Source organism: Paracoccus luteus (assembly GCF_004522155.1).
Classification (GTDB): domain Bacteria; phylum Pseudomonadota; class Alphaproteobacteria; order Rhodobacterales; family Rhodobacteraceae; genus Paracoccus; species Paracoccus luteus.
Map to the genome: position 1 here is coordinate 25,189 of NZ_SDEA01000014.1, position 17,848 is coordinate 43,036.

At 66.0% G+C, this 17,848-nt stretch carries 16 protein-coding genes and 2 pseudogenes; 17 read left to right on the forward strand and 1 reads right to left on the reverse strand.

From position 1 onward, the window contains the following. Nucleotides 1–30 precede the first annotated feature (30 nt). The 13 genes and pseudogenes from EPA64_RS14065 to EPA64_RS14120 form a co-directional block, all read left to right on the forward strand. A complete protein-coding gene (locus EPA64_RS14065) occupies nt 31–327 on the forward strand; it encodes a hypothetical protein (protein ID WP_167626677.1) in 297 nt (98 codons plus the stop codon). Next, a complete protein-coding gene (locus tag EPA64_RS14070; protein WP_134726954.1) occupies nt 327–1,202 on the forward strand; it encodes an ATP-binding protein in 876 nt (291 codons plus the stop codon). The genes EPA64_RS14065 and EPA64_RS14070 overlap by 1 nt, the downstream gene beginning before the upstream one ends. Nucleotides 1,203–1,303: 101 nt before the next feature. Then, nucleotides 1,304–1,927: a hypothetical protein gene (locus EPA64_RS14075; RefSeq protein WP_134726955.1), complete on the forward strand. Its 624-nt coding sequence runs from the start codon at nt 1,304–1,306 to the stop codon at nt 1,925–1,927. 14 nt (nt 1,928–1,941) lie between these two features. Continuing rightward, on the forward strand, nt 1,942–3,630 hold the full coding sequence (locus tag EPA64_RS14080; protein WP_134726956.1) for a DEAD/DEAH box helicase: 1,689 nt from the start codon (nt 1,942–1,944) through the stop codon (nt 3,628–3,630). Nucleotides 3,631–3,837: 207 nt separating this feature from the next. Continuing rightward, on the forward strand, nt 3,838–4,044 hold the full coding sequence (locus EPA64_RS14085) for a DUF6511 domain-containing protein (RefSeq protein ID WP_134726957.1): 207 nt from the start codon (nt 3,838–3,840) through the stop codon (nt 4,042–4,044). Next, entirely contained in the window at nt 4,041–4,442 is a 402-nt protein-coding gene (locus EPA64_RS14090) for a hypothetical protein (protein ID WP_134726958.1), read from the forward strand. The genes EPA64_RS14085 and EPA64_RS14090 overlap by 4 nt, the downstream gene beginning before the upstream one ends. Beyond that, nucleotides 4,429–5,196 (forward strand): PD-(D/E)XK nuclease family protein, encoded by a 768-nt coding sequence (locus EPA64_RS14095; protein ID WP_134726959.1) that lies wholly within the window; start codon nt 4,429–4,431, stop codon nt 5,194–5,196. Before EPA64_RS14090 ends, EPA64_RS14095 begins: the two co-directional genes overlap by 14 nt. Beyond that, the gene (locus EPA64_RS14100; RefSeq protein WP_246026775.1) at nt 5,193–7,514 is read left to right on the forward strand and encodes an AAA family ATPase; all 2,322 of its coding nucleotides are present in this window, start codon (nt 5,193–5,195) and stop codon (nt 7,512–7,514) included. The genes EPA64_RS14095 and EPA64_RS14100 overlap by 4 nt, the downstream gene beginning before the upstream one ends. A gap of 340 nt (nt 7,515–7,854) precedes the next feature. After that, complete coding sequence (locus tag EPA64_RS14105) at nt 7,855–8,394, forward strand: hypothetical protein (protein WP_246026776.1); 540 nt, start codon at nt 7,855–7,857, stop codon at nt 8,392–8,394. Continuing rightward, complete coding sequence (locus tag EPA64_RS14110; protein ID WP_134726961.1) at nt 8,391–8,591, forward strand: hypothetical protein; 201 nt, start codon at nt 8,391–8,393, stop codon at nt 8,589–8,591. The genes EPA64_RS14105 and EPA64_RS14110 overlap by 4 nt, the downstream gene beginning before the upstream one ends. After that, complete coding sequence (locus tag EPA64_RS14115) at nt 8,584–8,964, forward strand: DUF6362 family protein (RefSeq protein ID WP_018303644.1); 381 nt, start codon at nt 8,584–8,586, stop codon at nt 8,962–8,964. The genes EPA64_RS14110 and EPA64_RS14115 overlap by 8 nt, the downstream gene beginning before the upstream one ends. Before the next feature lie 415 nt (nt 8,965–9,379). After that, nucleotides 9,380–9,631, forward strand: a pseudogene (locus tag EPA64_RS16515) (ParB/Srx family N-terminal domain-containing protein); the annotation flags it as partial. Further along, nucleotides 9,623–10,549: pseudogene (locus tag EPA64_RS14120) on the forward strand (terminase gpA endonuclease subunit); the annotation flags it as partial. The pseudogenes EPA64_RS16515 and EPA64_RS14120, both read left to right, overlap by 9 nt. A gap of 398 nt (nt 10,550–10,947) precedes the next feature. Here the strand turns inward: EPA64_RS14120 and EPA64_RS14125 are convergent. Next, entirely contained in the window at nt 10,948–11,691 is a 744-nt protein-coding gene (locus EPA64_RS14125; RefSeq protein WP_134726962.1) for a TetR/AcrR family transcriptional regulator, read from the reverse strand. A 142-nt stretch (nt 11,692–11,833) separates the two neighbouring features. On the opposite strand from EPA64_RS14125, the gene EPA64_RS14130 reads away from it, so the two are divergent. From EPA64_RS14130 to EPA64_RS14145, 4 genes are read left to right on the forward strand one after another with little or no spacing between them, the layout of a single operon-like run. Next, on the forward strand, nt 11,834–12,901 hold the full coding sequence (locus EPA64_RS14130; protein WP_036707939.1) for an HlyD family secretion protein: 1,068 nt from the start codon (nt 11,834–11,836) through the stop codon (nt 12,899–12,901). Further along, the gene (gene rbbA / locus EPA64_RS14135) at nt 12,898–15,636 is read left to right on the forward strand and encodes a ribosome-associated ATPase/putative transporter RbbA (protein ID WP_134726963.1); all 2,739 of its coding nucleotides are present in this window, start codon (nt 12,898–12,900) and stop codon (nt 15,634–15,636) included. The genes EPA64_RS14130 and rbbA overlap by 4 nt, the downstream gene beginning before the upstream one ends. 7 nt (nt 15,637–15,643) lie before the next feature. After that, entirely contained in the window at nt 15,644–16,756 is a 1,113-nt protein-coding gene (locus EPA64_RS14140) for an ABC transporter permease (protein ID WP_134726964.1), read from the forward strand. Nucleotides 16,757–16,761: 5 nt separating this feature from the next. After that, nucleotides 16,762–17,841, forward strand: a complete 1,080-nt coding sequence (locus tag EPA64_RS14145) for an alpha/beta hydrolase (RefSeq protein WP_089389380.1) — start codon at nt 16,762–16,764, stop codon at nt 17,839–17,841. The last annotated feature ends 7 nt before the right edge of the window (nt 17,842–17,848 follow it).

Here is a 17,848-nt window from a genome sequence, read left to right on the forward strand (position 1 = left end):
CTCGATCACATCATCTCACGGAGAACCGCCATGCCGGACCAGCCGGACGATATCACCCGTCTTCGCGCCGCGAGCTACGCCCTCGAAGACCTCCCCGAAACCATCTCCCTTCCGCAGCGCGCCGGTGACGAGCCGCGCGAGCCGCTGCCGGTCGTCGAGGCGACCGTCGACGAGATCGCCTTCGCGATCGTGGAAGCGGAGCGCGAGAGCACGGCCGCCTACCGCCGCGCCGATGCGTTGAAGCGGCTCTATAAGCTCGCCCGCGAGGCGGGGTGCATCGGCGCCGACCGCGCCGCTACGGCGGTGATGAAGAAGGAGGGCCAGTGATGGCCCTTCCCATCATCGGCGCCGACGAACGGCTCGCGCAACGCAAGGGCATCAAGGGCGTCATCTTCGGCCGGTCCGGCATCGGCAAGACCAGTCTGCTCTGGACGCTGAATGCCTCGACCACGCTCTTCCTTGATCTAGAGGCTGGCGATCTGGCGGTCGAGGGGCTGGAGATCGACACGCTCCGGCCCCGCACCTGGAAGGAATGCCGGGATTTCGCGGTGTTCATCGGCGGGCCGAACCCGGCGCTGCGCGAGGACCAGCCCTACAGTCAGGCGCATTTCGACGAGGTCTGCGGGCGCTACGGCGATCCCACGGTGATCGGGCAGTACGAGACCGTCTTCATCGACTCGATCACCGTGGCCGGGCGGCTCTGCTTCCAGTGGTGCCGCGGCCAGCCCGAGGCGTTCTCCGAGAAGACCGGCAAGCCCGACATCCGTGGCGCCTACGGGCTGCATGGCCGCGAGATGATCGGCTGGCTGACCCACCTGCAGCACACGCGCGGCAAGCATGTCTGGTTCGTCGGGATCCTCGACGAGCGGCTCGACGACTTCAATCGCAAGGTCTTCCAGCCGCAGATCGACGGCAGCAAGACCGGGCTCGAGCTGCCGGGCATCGTGGATCAAGTCATCACAATGGCCGACATCCCGGATCCCGGCGGCCAGCCTCAGCGCGCGTTCGTGTGCCAGACGCTGAACCCATGGGGCTATCCGGCCAAGGACCGTTCCGGCCGCCTCGACAGGGTCGAGGCCCCGCATCTCGGCCGGCTGATGGAGAAGATCCAGCGCCCCGCGGCACCGGCCTCCGAACGCCTGACCTGGCCGCCGGTGACCCCGGCCGATCCCGCCGCCGCGCAGGAGCCCGGCCATGGCTGAGCGCCTCTCGCCACCCCCGGTGTCCCGATCCGGTCGCCGGGGTGGCTTTTCCCCTCTGACGCCGCCGCGCGTCCCATCCTCCAACTGAAAGGAGCCGCGCAATGTCCGGACCTTGGAACGACTTCAACTCCGCGCAATCCAACACAAACGTCATCCCGAAAGGCACGCTCGCCAAGGTGCGCCTGACGCTCCGCCCCGGCGGCTTCGACGACCCCTCGCAGGGCTGGACCGGCGGCTGGGCGCGCCGCGCCGCCACCGGCGCCGTCTACCTGGACGCCGAATATACCGTGCTCGAAGGGCCCTACGCCCGGCGGAAGGTCTGGTCGCTGATCGGCCTCTACAGCCCGAAGGGCCCGGACTGGGCGAACATGGGGCGCGGGTTGATCCGCGGCATCCTCAACTCGGCGCGCGGCGTGTCCGACAAGGACAACTCGCCCGAGGCGCAGGCCCGCCGCCGGATCAACGGCTTCGGCGATCTCGACGGCGTCGAGTTCGTCGCCCGCATCGACATCGGCACCGACACAAACGGCGAGGACAAGAACGAGATTCGCGCCGCGGTCACGCCCGACCATCGCGACTACGCCGCGTTGATGGGCGCGGTCGCGCCGCAGTTCGCCGCCGCCCCGGCGCAGGGCCATGCCCCGCAGCAGCCCACCACGGCCACCCAGCCCAGTCAGCCCGCGTCGGCCCCCGGCGCCGCCGGTCGGCCGAGCTGGGCGCAGTAAGGGGGAGAGCGGCCATGCGCCTGCGCCCCCGCCAGAAGACCTTCGTCGAGCGCAGCGTGGCTGCGCTCGCTTCCCGCGGCAACACGCTGGGCGTGGCGCCGACCGGTGCGGGCAAGACCATCATGCTCTCGGCGGTCACCGGCGAGATGATCGCAGACGGCGCGAAGGCCTGCGTGCTGGCGCATCGCGACGAGCTGACCGCGCAGAACCGCTCCAAGTTCCAGCGCGTGGTGCCGGGCGTCGCCACATCGGTCATCGACGCCACGGAGAAGTCTTGGGGCGGCCAGGTCGCCTTTGCGATGGTTCCGACGCTGGCGCGGGCCTCGAACCTGGCCGACATGCCGCGCCTCGACCTGCTGGTCGTCGACGAGGCGCACCATGCCGTCGCCGACAGCTACCGCCGCATCATCGACCGCGTGCGGGAGGCCAATCCCGACGCCCGCATCTTCGGGGTCACGGCCACGCCGAACCGGGGCGACAGGAAGGGCCTGCGCGAGGTCTTCGACAATGTCGCCGACCAGATTCGGCTGGGCGAGCTGATCGCCTCGGGCCACCTCGTGCCGCCGCGCACCTTCGTCATCGACGTGGGCGTGCAGGACGAACTGCGCTCGGTCCGCAAGACCATGTCGGATTTCGACATGGCGGAGGTGGCGGGCATTATGGATCGCGCCCCCGTCACCGACGAGGTGATCCGCCACTGGAAGGAAAAGGCGGGCGACCGGCAGACTGTGGTGTTCTGCTCCACCGTCGCCCATGCCGAGCACGTCACCGACGCCTTCAGGGCGGCGGGCGTTTCCGCCGCGCTGATCCACGGCGATCTGGCGGCCGAGACCCGCAAGGCGATCCTCGCCGACTACGCGGCGGGCAACATCCGCGTCGTCGTCAACGTGGCGGTGCTGACGGAGGGCTGGGACCACCCGCCCACCTCCTGCGTCGTGCTGCTGCGGCCCAGCTCCTACAAGTCCACCATGATCCAGATGGTCGGGCGCGGCCTGCGCACCGTCGACCCCGAGGAACATCCCGGCATCGTGAAGACCGACTGCGTCGTTCTGGATTTCGGCACCTCGAGCCTGATCCACGGCACGCTGGAGCAGGATGTCGATCTCGACGGCAAGGCCGAGGCTGGTGACGCCCCGACCAAGACCTGCCCTGCCTGCGAGGCGGAGATCCCGCTGGCCGCCACCGAATGCCCGCTCTGCGGCGAAGCGTTCCCTCGGGAGGACGAAGAGGCCGGTGAAGGTGGCGGTGCCACGCCGCTCTCGGGCTTCATGATGACCGAGATCGACCTTCTCAAGCGGTCCAGCTTCGCGTGGGTCGACCTTTACGGCACGGACGACGCGCTGATGGCCACGGGCTTCGCCGCCTGGGGCGGCATCTTCTGGCTGGATGGGGTCTGGTACGCCATCGGCGGGGCGAAGGGCGAGCGCCCCCACCTGTTGGGTGTCGGTGAGCGCACTGTCTGCCTCGCGCAGGCCGACGACTGGCTGAACACCCATGAGACCGACGAAAGCGCCTTCAAGACCCGGTCCTGGCTGCGCCAGCCGCCGACCGAAAAGCAGCTGCAGTACCTGCCGCCCGAGTGCCGCCATGACTTCGGCCTGACGCGCTACCGCGCCTCGGCGCTGATGACCTTCGGCTTCAACAAGCGCGCCATCCGCCAGCTGATCGACACGGCGGCCTCTCCCGAACGGAGGGCGGCATGACCCATGTCCACATCCACCCCCATCTCGGCCGAGGACCGGCGGCGACTGTGGCATCCGCGTGGAACGCTCTGTGCTGTCTGCCGGCAACCCACCCGTGGTTTTGGCTGGTTCGATCCGCACCGGTCGAAGCGACCCCGGCCCTCGGTCTGGTTCTGCTCGATGCCCTGCCAGTCCTTCTGGACGCGCTTGGCCAGGGAGCGTTTCGCCATGGTTGACCTGACCGAGGAAGAGCGCGCCGCGATCACCGCCACCATCAAGCGCGTGGCGCTGCTGATGGACGAGATCGGCTGGGCCACCCCGCTTGCCGATCTGACCGAGGCGCAGGTGCGCGCGCTGATCGAGGAGGCCGTCGAGGGCTTCCGCGAGGCCATGTCCGAAATCGCCCGGGCGCAGACGCCGGAGGTGCCGTTTTGACCAAGCTCTGCACAAAGTGCGGCGTCGAAAAGGACGTCTGCGAGTTCGGCCGCCGACGGCTCGGCCCCGATGGGCGGCAGTCCTGGTGCCGGGATTGCCGCCGGGAATACCAGCGTGCCTATGCGCAGAACTTCCGCGATCCCGAAAAACACCGGGAGGCGCAGCGCCGCTATCGGCTGCGCCACGCTGAAAAGAACAAGGCGCACAGCATCGTCAGGAGCGCTGTCAAGGCGTGCCGGATCATCGTGCCGGTCTGGTGTCAGCGCTGCGGCTGCGTGACCGATCTCGAAGCGCATCATCACGACTATTCCGAGCCGCTCGCGGTCCAATGGCTCTGCTCGACCTGCCACGGGCTTGCCCACCGCAGCTACGAGGGGGACCAGCATGCTGGACTATAACCGCCGTCCCAGCTTCGCTCATCGGGTCAACGCCGTCGTCGACCAGGCGCTCACCACCGATCAGGCAACCCGGCCGCCCCGCGACTATCTCGGCGGCTCCCGCCTCGGCCATGCCTGTGAGCGCGCGCTGCAGTTCGAGTTCACGGCGACGCCGAAGGACGAGGGTCAGGACTTCTCGGGCCAATCGCTGCGGATCTTCGCCATCGGCCACGCGCTCGAGGATCTGGCCGTCGCCTGGCTGCGCGGCGCGGGCTTCGACCTCTACACCCGCAAGGGCAACCGGCCCGATGGCGGCCAGTTCGGGTTCTCCGTCGCGGGCGGGCGCATCCGCGGACATGTCGACGGTATCATCGCCGCCGGGCCCGAGGGTTTCGGTCTTGCCGTTCCCGCCCTCTGGGAATGCAAGACTATGAACGCGAAGAACTGGCGCGCTTGCGTCAAGGACGGCGTGACGAAGTCGAAGCCGGTCTATGCAGCCCAGATCGCGGTCTATCAGGCCTACATGGAAACCAGCGTGCCCGGCATCAGCGCCGCGCCCGCAGTGTTCACCGCGATCAACAAGGACACGGCCGAGCTTCACCATGAGCAGGTCGCCTTCGACGCCGATCTCGCGCAGCGCATGTCCGACCGGGGCGTGCGGATCCTTCAGGCGACCGATGCGGGCGAGCGTCTGCCACGCGTCGCCGCCACGCCCGACTTCTTCGAATGCCGTTTCTGCCCCTGGTCCGAGCGCTGCTGGAGGCTTCCCGCATGAGCGACGACGGCATCCTGCACTTCAACCCGTGGATGGACTTCAACGACGGACCGCCGTCCGAGAACCCGTTCGGCTGCGACCCCGACCCCGAGCAGATCGCCGTCTTCCTCGATACCGTGTTCAGCTGGTGCGAGGGGCTGATCCCGCTCCGCGGCTTCGTGGACAAGGGTCAGGGTCGGGACGGCAAGCCGCACAATATCTGGATCCCCGCCGACGACACCGCGCCGGGAAAGCTCGCGACCTTCGCCGCATGGGCGAACCGCGAGGGGGCGGCGGTCTATGTCATCCCCGGCACGGTCGCCGAGCAGGGCCAGGCCCGCGCCGCCGACGTGCTGCAGATGCAGGCTATCGTCGTCGATCTCGACGCGGGCGATATCCCGGCCAAGCTGGACCATGTCACCCGCCACCTCGGCGCGCCCACGCTGATCATCGAGAGCGGCGGGCGCACGCCCGAGGGCGCGGCGAAGCTCCATGTCTGGTGGCAACTGACCGAACCCGCCGAGGGCGAGGATCTGGCCACCCTCTGTCGCCTGCGCGGCGAGATCGCCGTGAAGGTCGGCGGCGACACGCATTTCCGCTCGGCGCACCAGCCGATACGGGTGCCCGGCACGGTCTATCACAAGCACGGCCATCAACGCCTTGTGCAGATCCGCGAACATCGCGACGTCGAGGTCGACCTTGCGGATTTCGCCGAAAAGGTCGCCGATATGCCGCCGCTGCCAGGCGTGGGCTTCGCCAGCGACGCTGCCGCGCCGACCGCGAAGCCCGGCGTCGACGCGGTGCTCACCACGCCGGTGCGGGAGGGCGCGGTGGACGACTGGTCCCGTTTCCAGGGGGCCAGCGCCGCCATCGGCCACTACATACGCCTCGTCCACGACGGCCGCCTCGATCCCTTCGCGGGCTGGGAGGCGATCTGCGGCTACAACGCCGCCATGCTGCGCCCATCCTGGCCGCTCGATCGGCTGCAGGCCGAGTCCGAGCGCCTCTGGGCGCTGCATGTGAAGCGCAACGGCCCTCCGCTCCTGCGCGCAGCCCATGCCGATGCCCCGACCAGCCTGCTGCCCACCTTCACCCTCGGCGCGCTGCTCGACGACACGAGCCCGATGCCAGACGACGTCATCGGCCCCCGTGTGCTGACGCCGGGCGGGCTGCTGGTGCTGGGCGGCGCGCCCAAGGTCGGCAAGAGCGACTTCCTGATCTGCTGGCTCGTGCACATGGCCGCTGGCGTGCCGTTCCTCGGCTTCACGCCGCCCCGGCCGCTGCGCGTGTTCTATCTGCAGGCCGAGATCCAGTATCACTATCTGCGCGAGCGCATGCAGCAGATCGCGCTGCCCGCCGCCGTGATCGCCGCCGCGCGCGACACCTTCATCGCCACCCCGAAACTGAAGCTGCTGCTCGACGCGGAAGGCGTCGCCCGCGTGGCCGAGGCGATCCGGGCCGCATTCCCCGACGCGCCGCCCGACATCATCGTCATCGACCCGATCCGCAACCTCTTCGATGGCGGACCTGAGGGGGGCGGCGAGAACGACAACACCGCCATGATGTTCTTCCTGAAGGACCGGGTGGAGCTCCTGCGCGAGGCGGTCAATCCGGATGCGGGCGTCATCCTCGCTCACCACACCCGCAAGGCCACCAAGCACCAGGTCAAGGACGATCCCTTCCTCGCGCTCTCCGGCGCCAGCGCGCTGCGGGGTTTCTACACCTCCGGGCTGCTCATGCACCGGCCCGACGAGGACAGCAGTGTCCGCAGGCTGGAAATCGAGTTGCGCAATGGCCCCGCACTGCCGGGCAAGCTGATCGACAAGGTGAAGGGCGAATGGGTCGAGCTGAACCCGCTGAACGAGCGCCTGGTGCGCAAGGAGGTCGGCGCCAAGCTCGATGCCGAGCGGCTGCGCAAGCACGATGTCATCCTCGGCATGCTGCTGGACGAGGCGGCGAGCGAGCGCCTCTACACCGCGATGCAGTTCGCGGAGACCTTCGAGAACCGGGGCGGTCTGGGCAGCAAGCACACGATCCGCGAGCGGCTCAGCGTGCTGGCGACCAAGGGCTTCGTGAAGTTCCTGCGCGACCCCTCGGGATTCGGCTTCCCCGTCACCCGGTCGCGGTTCGGCTATCTCTGCGTCGAGGGCATGCAGTTCGGCGCGCCCGTCGAGGAGATCGATCCGGCCACCGGCGAGGTCACCACAACCGCCCGTCCGGTCCTGCCCAGCCACTTCAAATGCCCCCAATCCGGGCTCTGCCTGCAGGTCGAAAACCCCGCCGTCTGGGTCTACCCGGAGGGGCTGGAGGACGACCTAACTCATATGAGTGAGGCCTGACTCATATGACAGCGCCAACTGTGCACTCAACGAAATCAACGGGTTACGCGCAAATAAGAGTTAGGTCCCTGACTCATGCCCGAAGACTTCATGAAGTCTTATTCCGCAATGATTTCAGCCACTTGTCCTCCCCGGAACAGTTAGGTGTCAAACCCCCATACTACGTATGGGAGGGCCACCCCACAGGGTTGGCCACTCCTCCCATACGTCTGGGCCAGCCGCGCGCGCCGCCGTGACGCTCTCTTGTGCTTCCCGATCCGACGACGGCGGCCCCGTACCGCCAAGCACCAGACCGCCGTCGTCTTCCACCACCACAGGCCACCGGCAAAGGAGACCCATCATGGCTCAGCCGACTCTGATCCCCAATTGCGACGGCGCAAGGTTTGAATCGCTGCCGCTCGACGCCCCCCGCAACCGCTGCATCCTCGCGCTCGACCTCGGCACCTCGACCGGCTGGGCAATCCGCGGCCATGACGGCCTGATCACCAGCGGCACGGTCTCTCTGCGCCCCGGCCGCTTCGACGGGGGCGGTATGCGCTACCTTCGCTTCACCAACTGGCTGACCGAGATCGACCGGCTGTCCGGGCCCGTCGCCGCCATCTGGTTCGAGGAAGTCCGCCGCCACGCGGGCACCGACGCGAGCCACATCTACGGCGGGCTCATGGCCACGCTGACCGCATGGGCCGAGCTGCGCGGCGTGCCCTACGAGGGCGTTCCGGTCGGCACGATCAAGCGCCACGCCTCGGGCAAGGGCAACGCCGACAAGGCCGCGATGATCGCCGCGGCCCGCGCCCGCGGCTTCAGCCCGGCCGACGACAACGAGGCCGACGCCATCGCCCTGCTGCTCTGGGCGATCGAGACGAAGGGAGGTGTCGCATGAGATGGCACCCCCACGGCTACGGCGGTCGGTGCCGGGATCCCGAGCAGGTCAAGCGCGAGGGTTGGCAGGAACAGGGCGTGCTCGCGGTCTCCGCCGATGACGACCGCCTCACCTGGCCCGAGCGTGAACTGGTCCGCCAGCTCGGCGAGAAGCTCTACGGCCCGCGCCCTGCCGACAGGGAGGCGCGCTATGGCTGATCGCGAATGGACCGCCGACTGCGTCGCCGACCATTTCGAGGAGGCGTTCCGCACCCTGCGCAAGCTGCCGCCGGTGAAGGCGCAGGGCTACTTCAACACATGGCCCGACATCGTGCGGACCAGCCGCGAGATCGCAGCGATGGAACCCCAGCCGATGCGGGTCTGGCCCTCGGCCGCCGCGATCACCCGGCTCGAGCAGACCTTCGACTGGGTGCTCTGGATCGAGGAGGCGGAGCGCAAGCTCGTCTGGTCCCGCGCGGCCCGTGTGCCGTGGAAGCAGATCAGCGGAGAGCTCGGCTGCGACCGCACGACGGCGTGGCGTCGCTGGCAACTGGCGCTGACGAAGATCGCTGCGCGGCTGAATGCGCAGTGACTCCAATGTGTTGCAACACTTTTTCCTTCGACATCTGCAACATGATCGTGCTATTCCGAAGGCAAGATGGGGAGAGTGCGCTGGAAAGCTCGCTCTCCCCTTTGCGTTGACGGGGGCCACCTGGACCCCGGTATCCAGCGAGGGTCCGGCCGGGATCCATCCCACGGCAGTTTCCGGTTCCTTCCTGGGCGTTTTCGTATGCTGGCGGGCGAAGCGCGGGACATCGCCAGCGACAGGGCCGGATTTTTGGGAAGCCACCCGGAAGCCGGAGCCGCCTGACCGCGCACGAAACCCAATAAACGCTGGCCTTCCGACCGGACACCGCTGGTGGCCGCTGGACCCCGTGTGGAGTCCGGCCCGGCATCCGGAGTCCGGAAGCCACCGGCATCCACCCGACCGAGGAACCTTACCCATCATGACGCTGAGCTTCGCACCGGACGCGATCGAGACGTGGCCGCTGTCGCGGCTGCAGCCTTACGCGAAGAACGCGAAGGCGCATGGGCCGGACCAGGTCGCCAAGATCGCCGCCAGCATGGCCGAGTTCGGCTGGACCGTGCCCTGCCTCGTCGGCGATGACGGCGAACTGATAGCGGGCCATGGCCGGGTGCTGGCCGCGACGCAGCTCGGGCTGACCGAAGCGCCGGTGATCGTGCTCGGGCACCGGACGGTGCGCACGCCCTACATGCGCGAGATCATGGACCGGCTGTCGGCCGGCGACACGATGCAGCGGATCGTGTTCATGAAGGCCGCGCAGGTCGGGGCGACCGAGGCGGGCAACAACTGGATCGGCTTTGCGATCCACCAGGCACCGGGCCCGATGCTTGCGGTCCAGCCGACGGTGGAACTTGCCAAGCGCAACTCACGCCAGCGGATCGACCCGCTGATCGACGAGAGCCCCGAGCTGCGGGAGCGGGTCAAACCGGCCCGGTCGCGAGATGCGGGCAATACGATGCTGTCGAAGGAGTTCGCGGGTGGCATCCTGATCATGACCGGGGCCAATTCGGCGGTCGGGCTGCGGTCCACCCCGGCGCGGTACATCTTCCTCGACGAGGTCGATGCCTATCCCGCCTCGGCCGACGAGGAAGGCGATCCGGTCACGTTGGCCGAGGCACGGTCGCTGACCTTCGCCCATCGGCGCAAGGTGCTGCTGGTGTCGACGCCCACCATCCGGGGGCTGAGCCGGATCGAACGGGAATACGAGGTGAGCGACCAGCGCCGGTACTTCGTGCCGTGCCCGCATTGCGGCGCGATGTAATGGCTGAAGTTCGACCGGCTGCGCTGGCAGAAGGGTAAGCCGGAAACGGCGGAATATCACTGCGAGGGCTGCGACGCGGCAATCACGGAACACCACAAGACGGCGATGCTGGAAAGCGGCGAGTGGCGGGCGACCGCCACGGCCGCCGATCCGACCACGGTCGGGTATCACCTCTCGGCGCTCTATTCGCCGATCGGCTGGCTGAGCTGGGAGCGGATCGTTCGGGCGTGGGACGCAGCTCAGGGGTCGGACGAGGCGATCAAGGCGTTCCGCAACACCATCCTAGGCGAGACATGGGTCGAGACCGGGGAAGCGCCCGACTGGCGGCAGCAGGAGACCAACAGCGCGCCATCCCCGCGAACAGGCACGGAAGCTGTTTCCGAGTCGGGATTTCCATTGATCGGGAAAATGGAAGCACTCGCCCATCCGCAGGGCCTTCGATGGGGGCCTCTGCAAATGTTGACCAGGTGTTGACAAGAATTTCAAAAGCAAAAACCCGACGGTTTAAGTCGGGATCCAACATTTTGATATCTTTGATTTGTTTGGTGCGGGGGCGCGCTACCTACGAGACCGACACTCGATCCAAGCGGCCATCTGACCGACCGTATATAGCCGCCTGAAAGCACCTGAGGCGTCCGATCAATCGTGTTGAAATCTCCGCACGAAACGCGGAAATCCCAACATGACTTATACAGGATCGCAGTTGGCAAGCTGACTTGGATAGTGGTCTAGATGGGACGCCAGCCGAATACCCCATCTGAACAACCAGGCAGCATTGCGTTCATCAGGGCGGTTTGCAGCATCTGTCGCTGATCCGCCTCGGGGATAGCCAGCAAATCCGCAGGCCCGAAAATCGCACGATGGGTCACGAAACCGCTGAGAAGGCTAAGCGCGAAATGCGCCCGTCCCGGATCCGCATGGCCAAACGCCCTGCTTAGAGGCAGGGCTAGTGACGTGCCAAAGAATTGCGCAATGATCGCCCGCGCCTCGCTGCAGAGGCTGGACTGTGTCAGTAAATGAAGCGGCCTGACATCTTCTACCTTGCGCGGATCACGCAGGAAGGCCAGATCGCAGATCCGGTTGATCATGGTCGCGCCATCGGGGCCCCCTGCGGCGATGTCATCGAGGGGCGCAAGCGCCAGCAAGGCCTGACGGAATATCTCGGCCTTCGACCCGAAGGCGCGATGGACATAGGCCACATCGACCCCAGCCGCGGCGGCGATGTCGCGCAGGCTGGTGTCGGAATAGGGCATCCGCGCGAAAAGCAGCATCGCCGATGCAAGAATGCGTTCTTTCCCGGTTGCCTGCCCCGGCATGCGGTCGGTCGAGTTGGCTGAGTTGAGCGTCCTTGGCATGGGTGGCTTGTGTTCGTCCGGTGGCTTCGACGCGAAGAAACTGAAAATGCTGCCCCGGAGCAGAGGTGCGGCAAGGTGCAGCCCACACCGGGTCGTGTTGTTTAGCTGGTTTTTCAACAGCAAACAACCAGCAGCCGCTTTTGCGCGACAATACAGGGTTTTACCCTGTCATTGAGCGTTGACAACAGGGGAGCGTAGGGCGAAAACCGCATCGGGACATGCGCGAAGCATCCATCAGCACAGCAATCAGAGGCAGATCATGGCAAAGCCCGGCAGAAACACCATTATTCTGGGCGGCCTGGCCGTTGTCGCCGTGCTTGGCTGGCTGGCCTGGGACCGGCTGCAACCCGCCGGTCTGCCGGCGGGTTTTGCCAGCGCCAATGGCCGGATCGAGGCGACCGAGGTGGATATCGCGGCGCTCACCGGCGGCCGAATCGCCGAAATCACCGCTGCCGAAGGTGACATGGTCAGCGCAGGCGATGTGCTGGTGCAGATGGACGTGGTGCAGCTGAACGCACAAAAACGTCAGGCCGAAGCGCAGCTTGCCCGCGCCGAAATCGGCGTCGAGACAGCAAGGGCGCTGGTCGCTCAGGCCGAGGCACAAGAGCGCGCGGCCCGGGCCGCGGTTGATCAGGCAGGCTCGGTTGCCGATGCCGCGTCGCGCAGGCTTGAACGCTCTGAGCAGCTTGCAAAGACCAGTGCGATCTCGCAGCAGGTGCTGGATGATGACCGCGCCCGGGACGCCCAGGCCCGCGCCGGTGTGGCCTCGGCCGAAGCCAGCCATGCGGCAGCGCTGGCGGGGGTCAGCAGCGCGCAGGCGCAGGTGGTCGATGCAAGTGCGGCCGTCGAGGCGGCAAAGGCGTCGATTGATGCGATCCAGGCCTCTCTGGACGACGCCACGCTGAAAGCGCCGCGCACGGGCCGGATCCAGTATCGCATCGCACAAGAGGGCGAGATTGTCGGCTCTGGCGGGCGGATCCTCAGCCTTGTCGATCTGGGCGATGTCTATATGACGGTTTTTCTGCCGACATCGCAGGTCGGCCGGGTGCAGGTCGGATCAGAGGTGCGCCTTGTCATGGATGCGGCGCGGGAATTCGTGATCCCGGCCACGGTTTCCTATGTTGCCGATGTGGCGCAGTTCACGCCAAAGACGGTCGAGACCGCCGATGAGCGCGAAAAGCTGATGTTCCGCGTCCGTGCCCGCATCGACCCCGAGCTGCTGTCGCGGCATATCGAGGATGTCAAAACCGGCCTGCCGGGCATGGCCTATCTGCGGCTTGATCCGGATGCCGCCTGGCCTGACTTTCTTTCCAATGTCGTGAAATGACCGGCTCAGTTGCCGGGGTCTCCGGCCTGACGCTGCGCTATGGCAAGGTCACGGCGCTTGACAATGTGACGCTGGAGATCCCTGAGGGGCGCATGGTCGGGCTGATCGGGCCAGACGGGGTCGGAAAGTCCAGCCTTCTGTCGCTGCTGGCCGGGGCACGTGTGATCCAGCAGGGCAAGGTCGAGGTTCTGGGCGGCGATATGCGCGATGTGGCGCATCGCAACCGCGTCTGCCCCCGCACCGCCTATATGCCGCAGGGTCTGGGCAAGAACCTCTACCCGACGCTTTCGGTCGAAGAGAACCTTGATTTCTTCGGCTCGCTTTTCGGTCATGACAAGGCCGAACGCGAGCGGCGGATTACCGATCTGCTGGCTGCGACCGGCATGACGCCGTTCCGGTCGCGCCCGGCGTCAAAGCTGTCGGGCGGCATGAAGCAAAAGCTGGGTCTGTGCTGCGCGCTGATCCATGATCCCGATTTCCTGATTCTTGACGAGCCGACCACCGGCGTCGATCCGCTGTCGCGCCGCCAGTTCTGGGATCTGATCGACCGCATCCGCGCGACACGGCCGGGGATGAGCGTGATCACCGCCACCGCCTATATGGAAGAGGCCGCGCGCTTCGACTGGCTGGTTGCGATGAATGCGGGCCGGGTGCTGGCCACCGGCACCACCAACGATCTGCTGTCGCGGACCGGGGCCGACACGCTTGATGCAGCCTTCATCGAGCTTTTGCCCGAAGAAGACCGGGGCGAAGACAGTGCCGTGGTGATCCCGCCGCGGACCACCGATGACAGCGATATCGCCATCGAGGCCGAGGGGCTGACGCAGCGCTTTGGCGATTTCGTGGCGGTCGACAATGTTTCCTTCCGCATCCCCAGGGGTGAGATTTTCGGCTTTCTGGGTTCGAACGGCTGCGGCAAGACGACGACGATGAAGATGCTCACCGGGCTTCTGGAGCCGAGTGAGGGCCGGGCAAAGCTTTTCGGCCATGAGGTCGATGCAAGCGATCTGTCGGTGCGCCGCCGGGTCGGGTTCATGTCGCAGGCCTTCTCGCTCTATTCCGAGCTGACGGTGCGTCAGAACCTTGATCTGCACGCGCGGCTTTTCGATATGGCGGCCGAGAAGATCCCCGCCAGGGTTGACGAGATGATCGCCCGGTTCGATCTGGGCGACGTGACCGACAGCCTGCCCGAGGCGTTGCCGCTGGGTATCCGCCAGCGGCTTTCGCTGGCGGTGGCGATGATCCATGCGCCCGAGATCCTGATCCTTGACGAGCCGACCTCGGGGGTGGACCCGGTGGCGCGCAACGGCTTCTGGCGCATTCTGGCGGAACTTTCGCGCAAGGATGGCGTGACGATCTTTGTCTCGACCCATTTCATGAACGAGGCGGAATGGTGCGACCGCATCAGCCTGATGCATGCGGGCAAGGTGCTGGTCTCGGACACCGCCGAGGGGATCACGAAAGCCAAAGGTTGCGCCACGCTGGAAGACGCGTTCATCGCCTATCTTGAAGAGGCGATTGGCGAGACGGCACCCGCCCCCGCCGCTGCGCCCGAGGCCGCGCCCGAGGCCCCCGCAGCCGGGGTGACCCATCACGCGCAGCAATCCGGCTTCAGCCTGCGGCGACTGCTTAGCTATTCGCAGCTGGAAAGCCTGCAATTGCAGCGCGATCCGATCCGGCTGACCATGGCGTTGGTCGGCAGCCTTCTTCTGATGATCGTGGTGGGGCTGGGCATCAACATGGATGTCGAGGATCTGACCTTCGCCGCCCTTGACCGCGACCAGACCACCACCAGCCGCAATTATATCGCCGATATTGCGGGATCGCGCTATTTCATCGAACAGCCGGCCCTGACAAGTTACGACGAGATCGACGCAAGAATGCGCTCGGGCGAGCTGGCGCTGGCGATCGAGATCCCGCCCGGCTTTGCCGCCGATATCGCGGCAGGCAGGGATGTGCAGGTCGGGGCCTGGTTCGACGGCGCCAACCCCAGCCGCGCCAATACGGTGCAGGGCTATGTGCAGGGCATGCATGCCAACTGGATCACACGTCAGGCGCGTCAGCTTTACGGTGACAAGGCGAGCGGCGGCAGTTTCGAACTGGTGACCCGATACCGCTACAACCCCGACGTGCGCAGCCTGAATGCGATGGTCCCGGCGATCATCCCGCTGCTTTTGCTGATGATCCCGGCGATCCTGACCACGCTTTCGGTCGCGCGTGAACGCGAACTGGGCTCGATCATCAATTTCTACGTCACGCCGGTGACGCGGCTGGAATTTCTGCTTGGCAAACAGCTGCCCTATATCGCGCTGGCCATGCTGAATTTCTTCCTGATGATGGCCATGGCGGTCACATTCTTCGCAGTGCCCTTCAACGGCAGTTTTCTGGGCTTTACCCTTTCGGCGCTGATCTATGTCACCGCGACCACGGCGCTTGGTTTTCTGGTGTCGGTCTTCATCGCAAGTCAGGTCGCGGCGCTGTTCGCGACCGCCATGCTGACGATGATCCCGGCGGTCAGCTATTCGGGTTTGATCTACCCGGTCTCTTCGCTGTCGGGTTTTGGCCGGGTTCTGGGCGAGATCTACCCCTCGACCTGGTTTATCACCGCCGCGCGGGGGGCTTTCTCCAAGGCCTTCGGAATGGCGGAACTGGCCGGGCCGATGCTGGCCATGGGCATCGCCATTCCGGTGATTATCGGGCTGGCGGCGGCCTTCCTGGAAAAACAGGCGAAGTGAGGGGCGGATGAACCTGCGCAACACCTTCAATCTGGGCGTCAAGGAATTGCGCGGGCTCTGGCGCGATCCGGTGATGCTGGTGCTGATCGTCTATTCCTTTTCGCTCTCGATCTGGACCTCTGCGAACGTCTCGCCCGAGGCGCTGACGAATGCCGCGATCTCGATCGTGGATGAGGATCAGTCGCATCTCTCCGCCCGCATCACCTCGGCCTTTTATCCGCCCTATTTTGTCGAGCCGCAGATGACCACGACGGCCGAGATGGATCGGCGGATGGATCAGGGGCTGGATACTTTTGCGCTGAACATCCCACCGGATTTCGCGCGCGATGTGCTGGCCGGAAAAAACCCGGCGATCCAGCTGAATATCGACGCGACAAGGATGAGCCAGGCCTTCACCGGCGGCGGCTATATCCAGCAGATCGTGTCCTCCGAGGTTTCGGAATATGTGGCGGGCTACCGGGCCGAGACCGCGCTGCCGGTCGATCTGGCGCTCCGCGCGCGGTATAATCCCTCGCTGGATCCGAAGTGGTTCGGCGCGATTTCCGCCGTGATCCGGTCGATCACCATGCTGTCGCTGGTGCTGACCGGCGCGGCGCTGATCCGCGAAAAGGAACATGGCACGGTCGAGCACCTGCTGGTCATGCCCGTCACCCCGACCGAGATCATGTTTTCCAAGATCTGGTCGATGGGGCTGGTGGTGCTGCTGGGGTCGATCTTTTCGCTAAGTGTTGTGGTGCAGGCGCTGATGGCGGTTCCGGTGCAGGGCTCGGTCGTGCTGTTTCTTGCGGGCGCGGTGCTGATGGTTTTCGCCATGACGGGGCTTGGAATTTTCCTTGCCACCATCGCCGGGTCGATGCCGCAATTCGCGCTTTTGCTGATGATGGCGCTTTTGCCGCTGCAGGTGCTGTCAGGCGCGATGACGCCGCGGGAATCCATGCCAGAGATCATCCAGACCATCATGCTTGCAGCCCCCAACACGCATTTCATCATCCTCTCGCAGGGCATCTTGTTCCGAGGTGCGGGGCTTGACGTGGTCTGGCCCCAGTTCGCGGCGCTGGCGGCGATCGGGGTGGCGCTGTTCTGGGTGGCACTGATACGATTCAAGAAATTCCTGCGGTAAGGCATATGTTGGGCCGCCTGCTTCTGATCCTGACGCTTGCGCTTGCAGGCTGCGCTGCGCGTCCGGGGCCGGAAGTTCTGGCCCCCGATGCCGGTGCCCTGCCCGAGGGCGCCCGCCTTGTCCGGGTGCTGACCATGACCACCCGCGCGCCCGAGGCAAATCTGCCGGGGGCCTTTGGCGACTCTCGCTCCATCCGGCCAAGCTGGCTGGAATACGAGGTCTCGGTGCCGCCTGGCCATCGGCCGGGAAAGATTGAATGGCCGGATCGCAATGGCAGCAGCGCCGACCGGAATTTCGTGATGCGCAGCCGGCAGACGCTTAGCCGTGACGCCTTTGCAAAGCGTCTCTCGCGCGAGGGGGTCGGGCTTTATGTCCACGGCTTCAACACCCGCTTTCATGAGGCCTTGTTCCGTACCGCGCAGCTTTCGGTCGATGCGCATATCGAGGAAAAGCCCGTCCTTTTTACATGGCCCTCGGCAGGCGATCCGGGCGCCTATCTGGCTGATCGTGACGCGTCTGACTTTTCCCGCGCGGCGCTTGCCGATCTGCTGCGGCTTTTGACAAAGGGTCGGTCCGCTTCCGACGCGGTGCCGGTGCTGGCTCACAGCATGGGCGCGCGGCTGACGATGGAGACGCTGGTGCAACTGCGTCTTGCCGGGCGGGACGATGTGCTGGACCGGATCGAGGTCATCCTTGCCGCCCCGGATATTGATATCGATCTTTTCCGCGCCCAGATGGTCAGCCTTGGGCCGATGAAGCATCCCATCACGGTGCTCGTCTCCTCGGACGATCTGGCGCTGAAACTGTCGTCGCGGCTTTCGGCACGTCGGATACGGCTTGGGCTTGTCGATGTGCGTGATCCGGCGGTCCAGCGCCTGGCGGTCGCGACCGGAATACGGATCGTGGATATTACCGATATTCCGACCGATGATCCCGCCCACAGCCGCTATGTCGGCCTGCTTTCCGGCGAGGCCGGGGCTGTGGTTGAAAGCACCCTTTTCGGTGAGGTACGCTTGGCTGGGGCCTTTGTCTTCAATCAGGTCGGTGGTGTCTTCACTGGCATCGGTGATGTGCTGGCGGATTGAGGCCGCG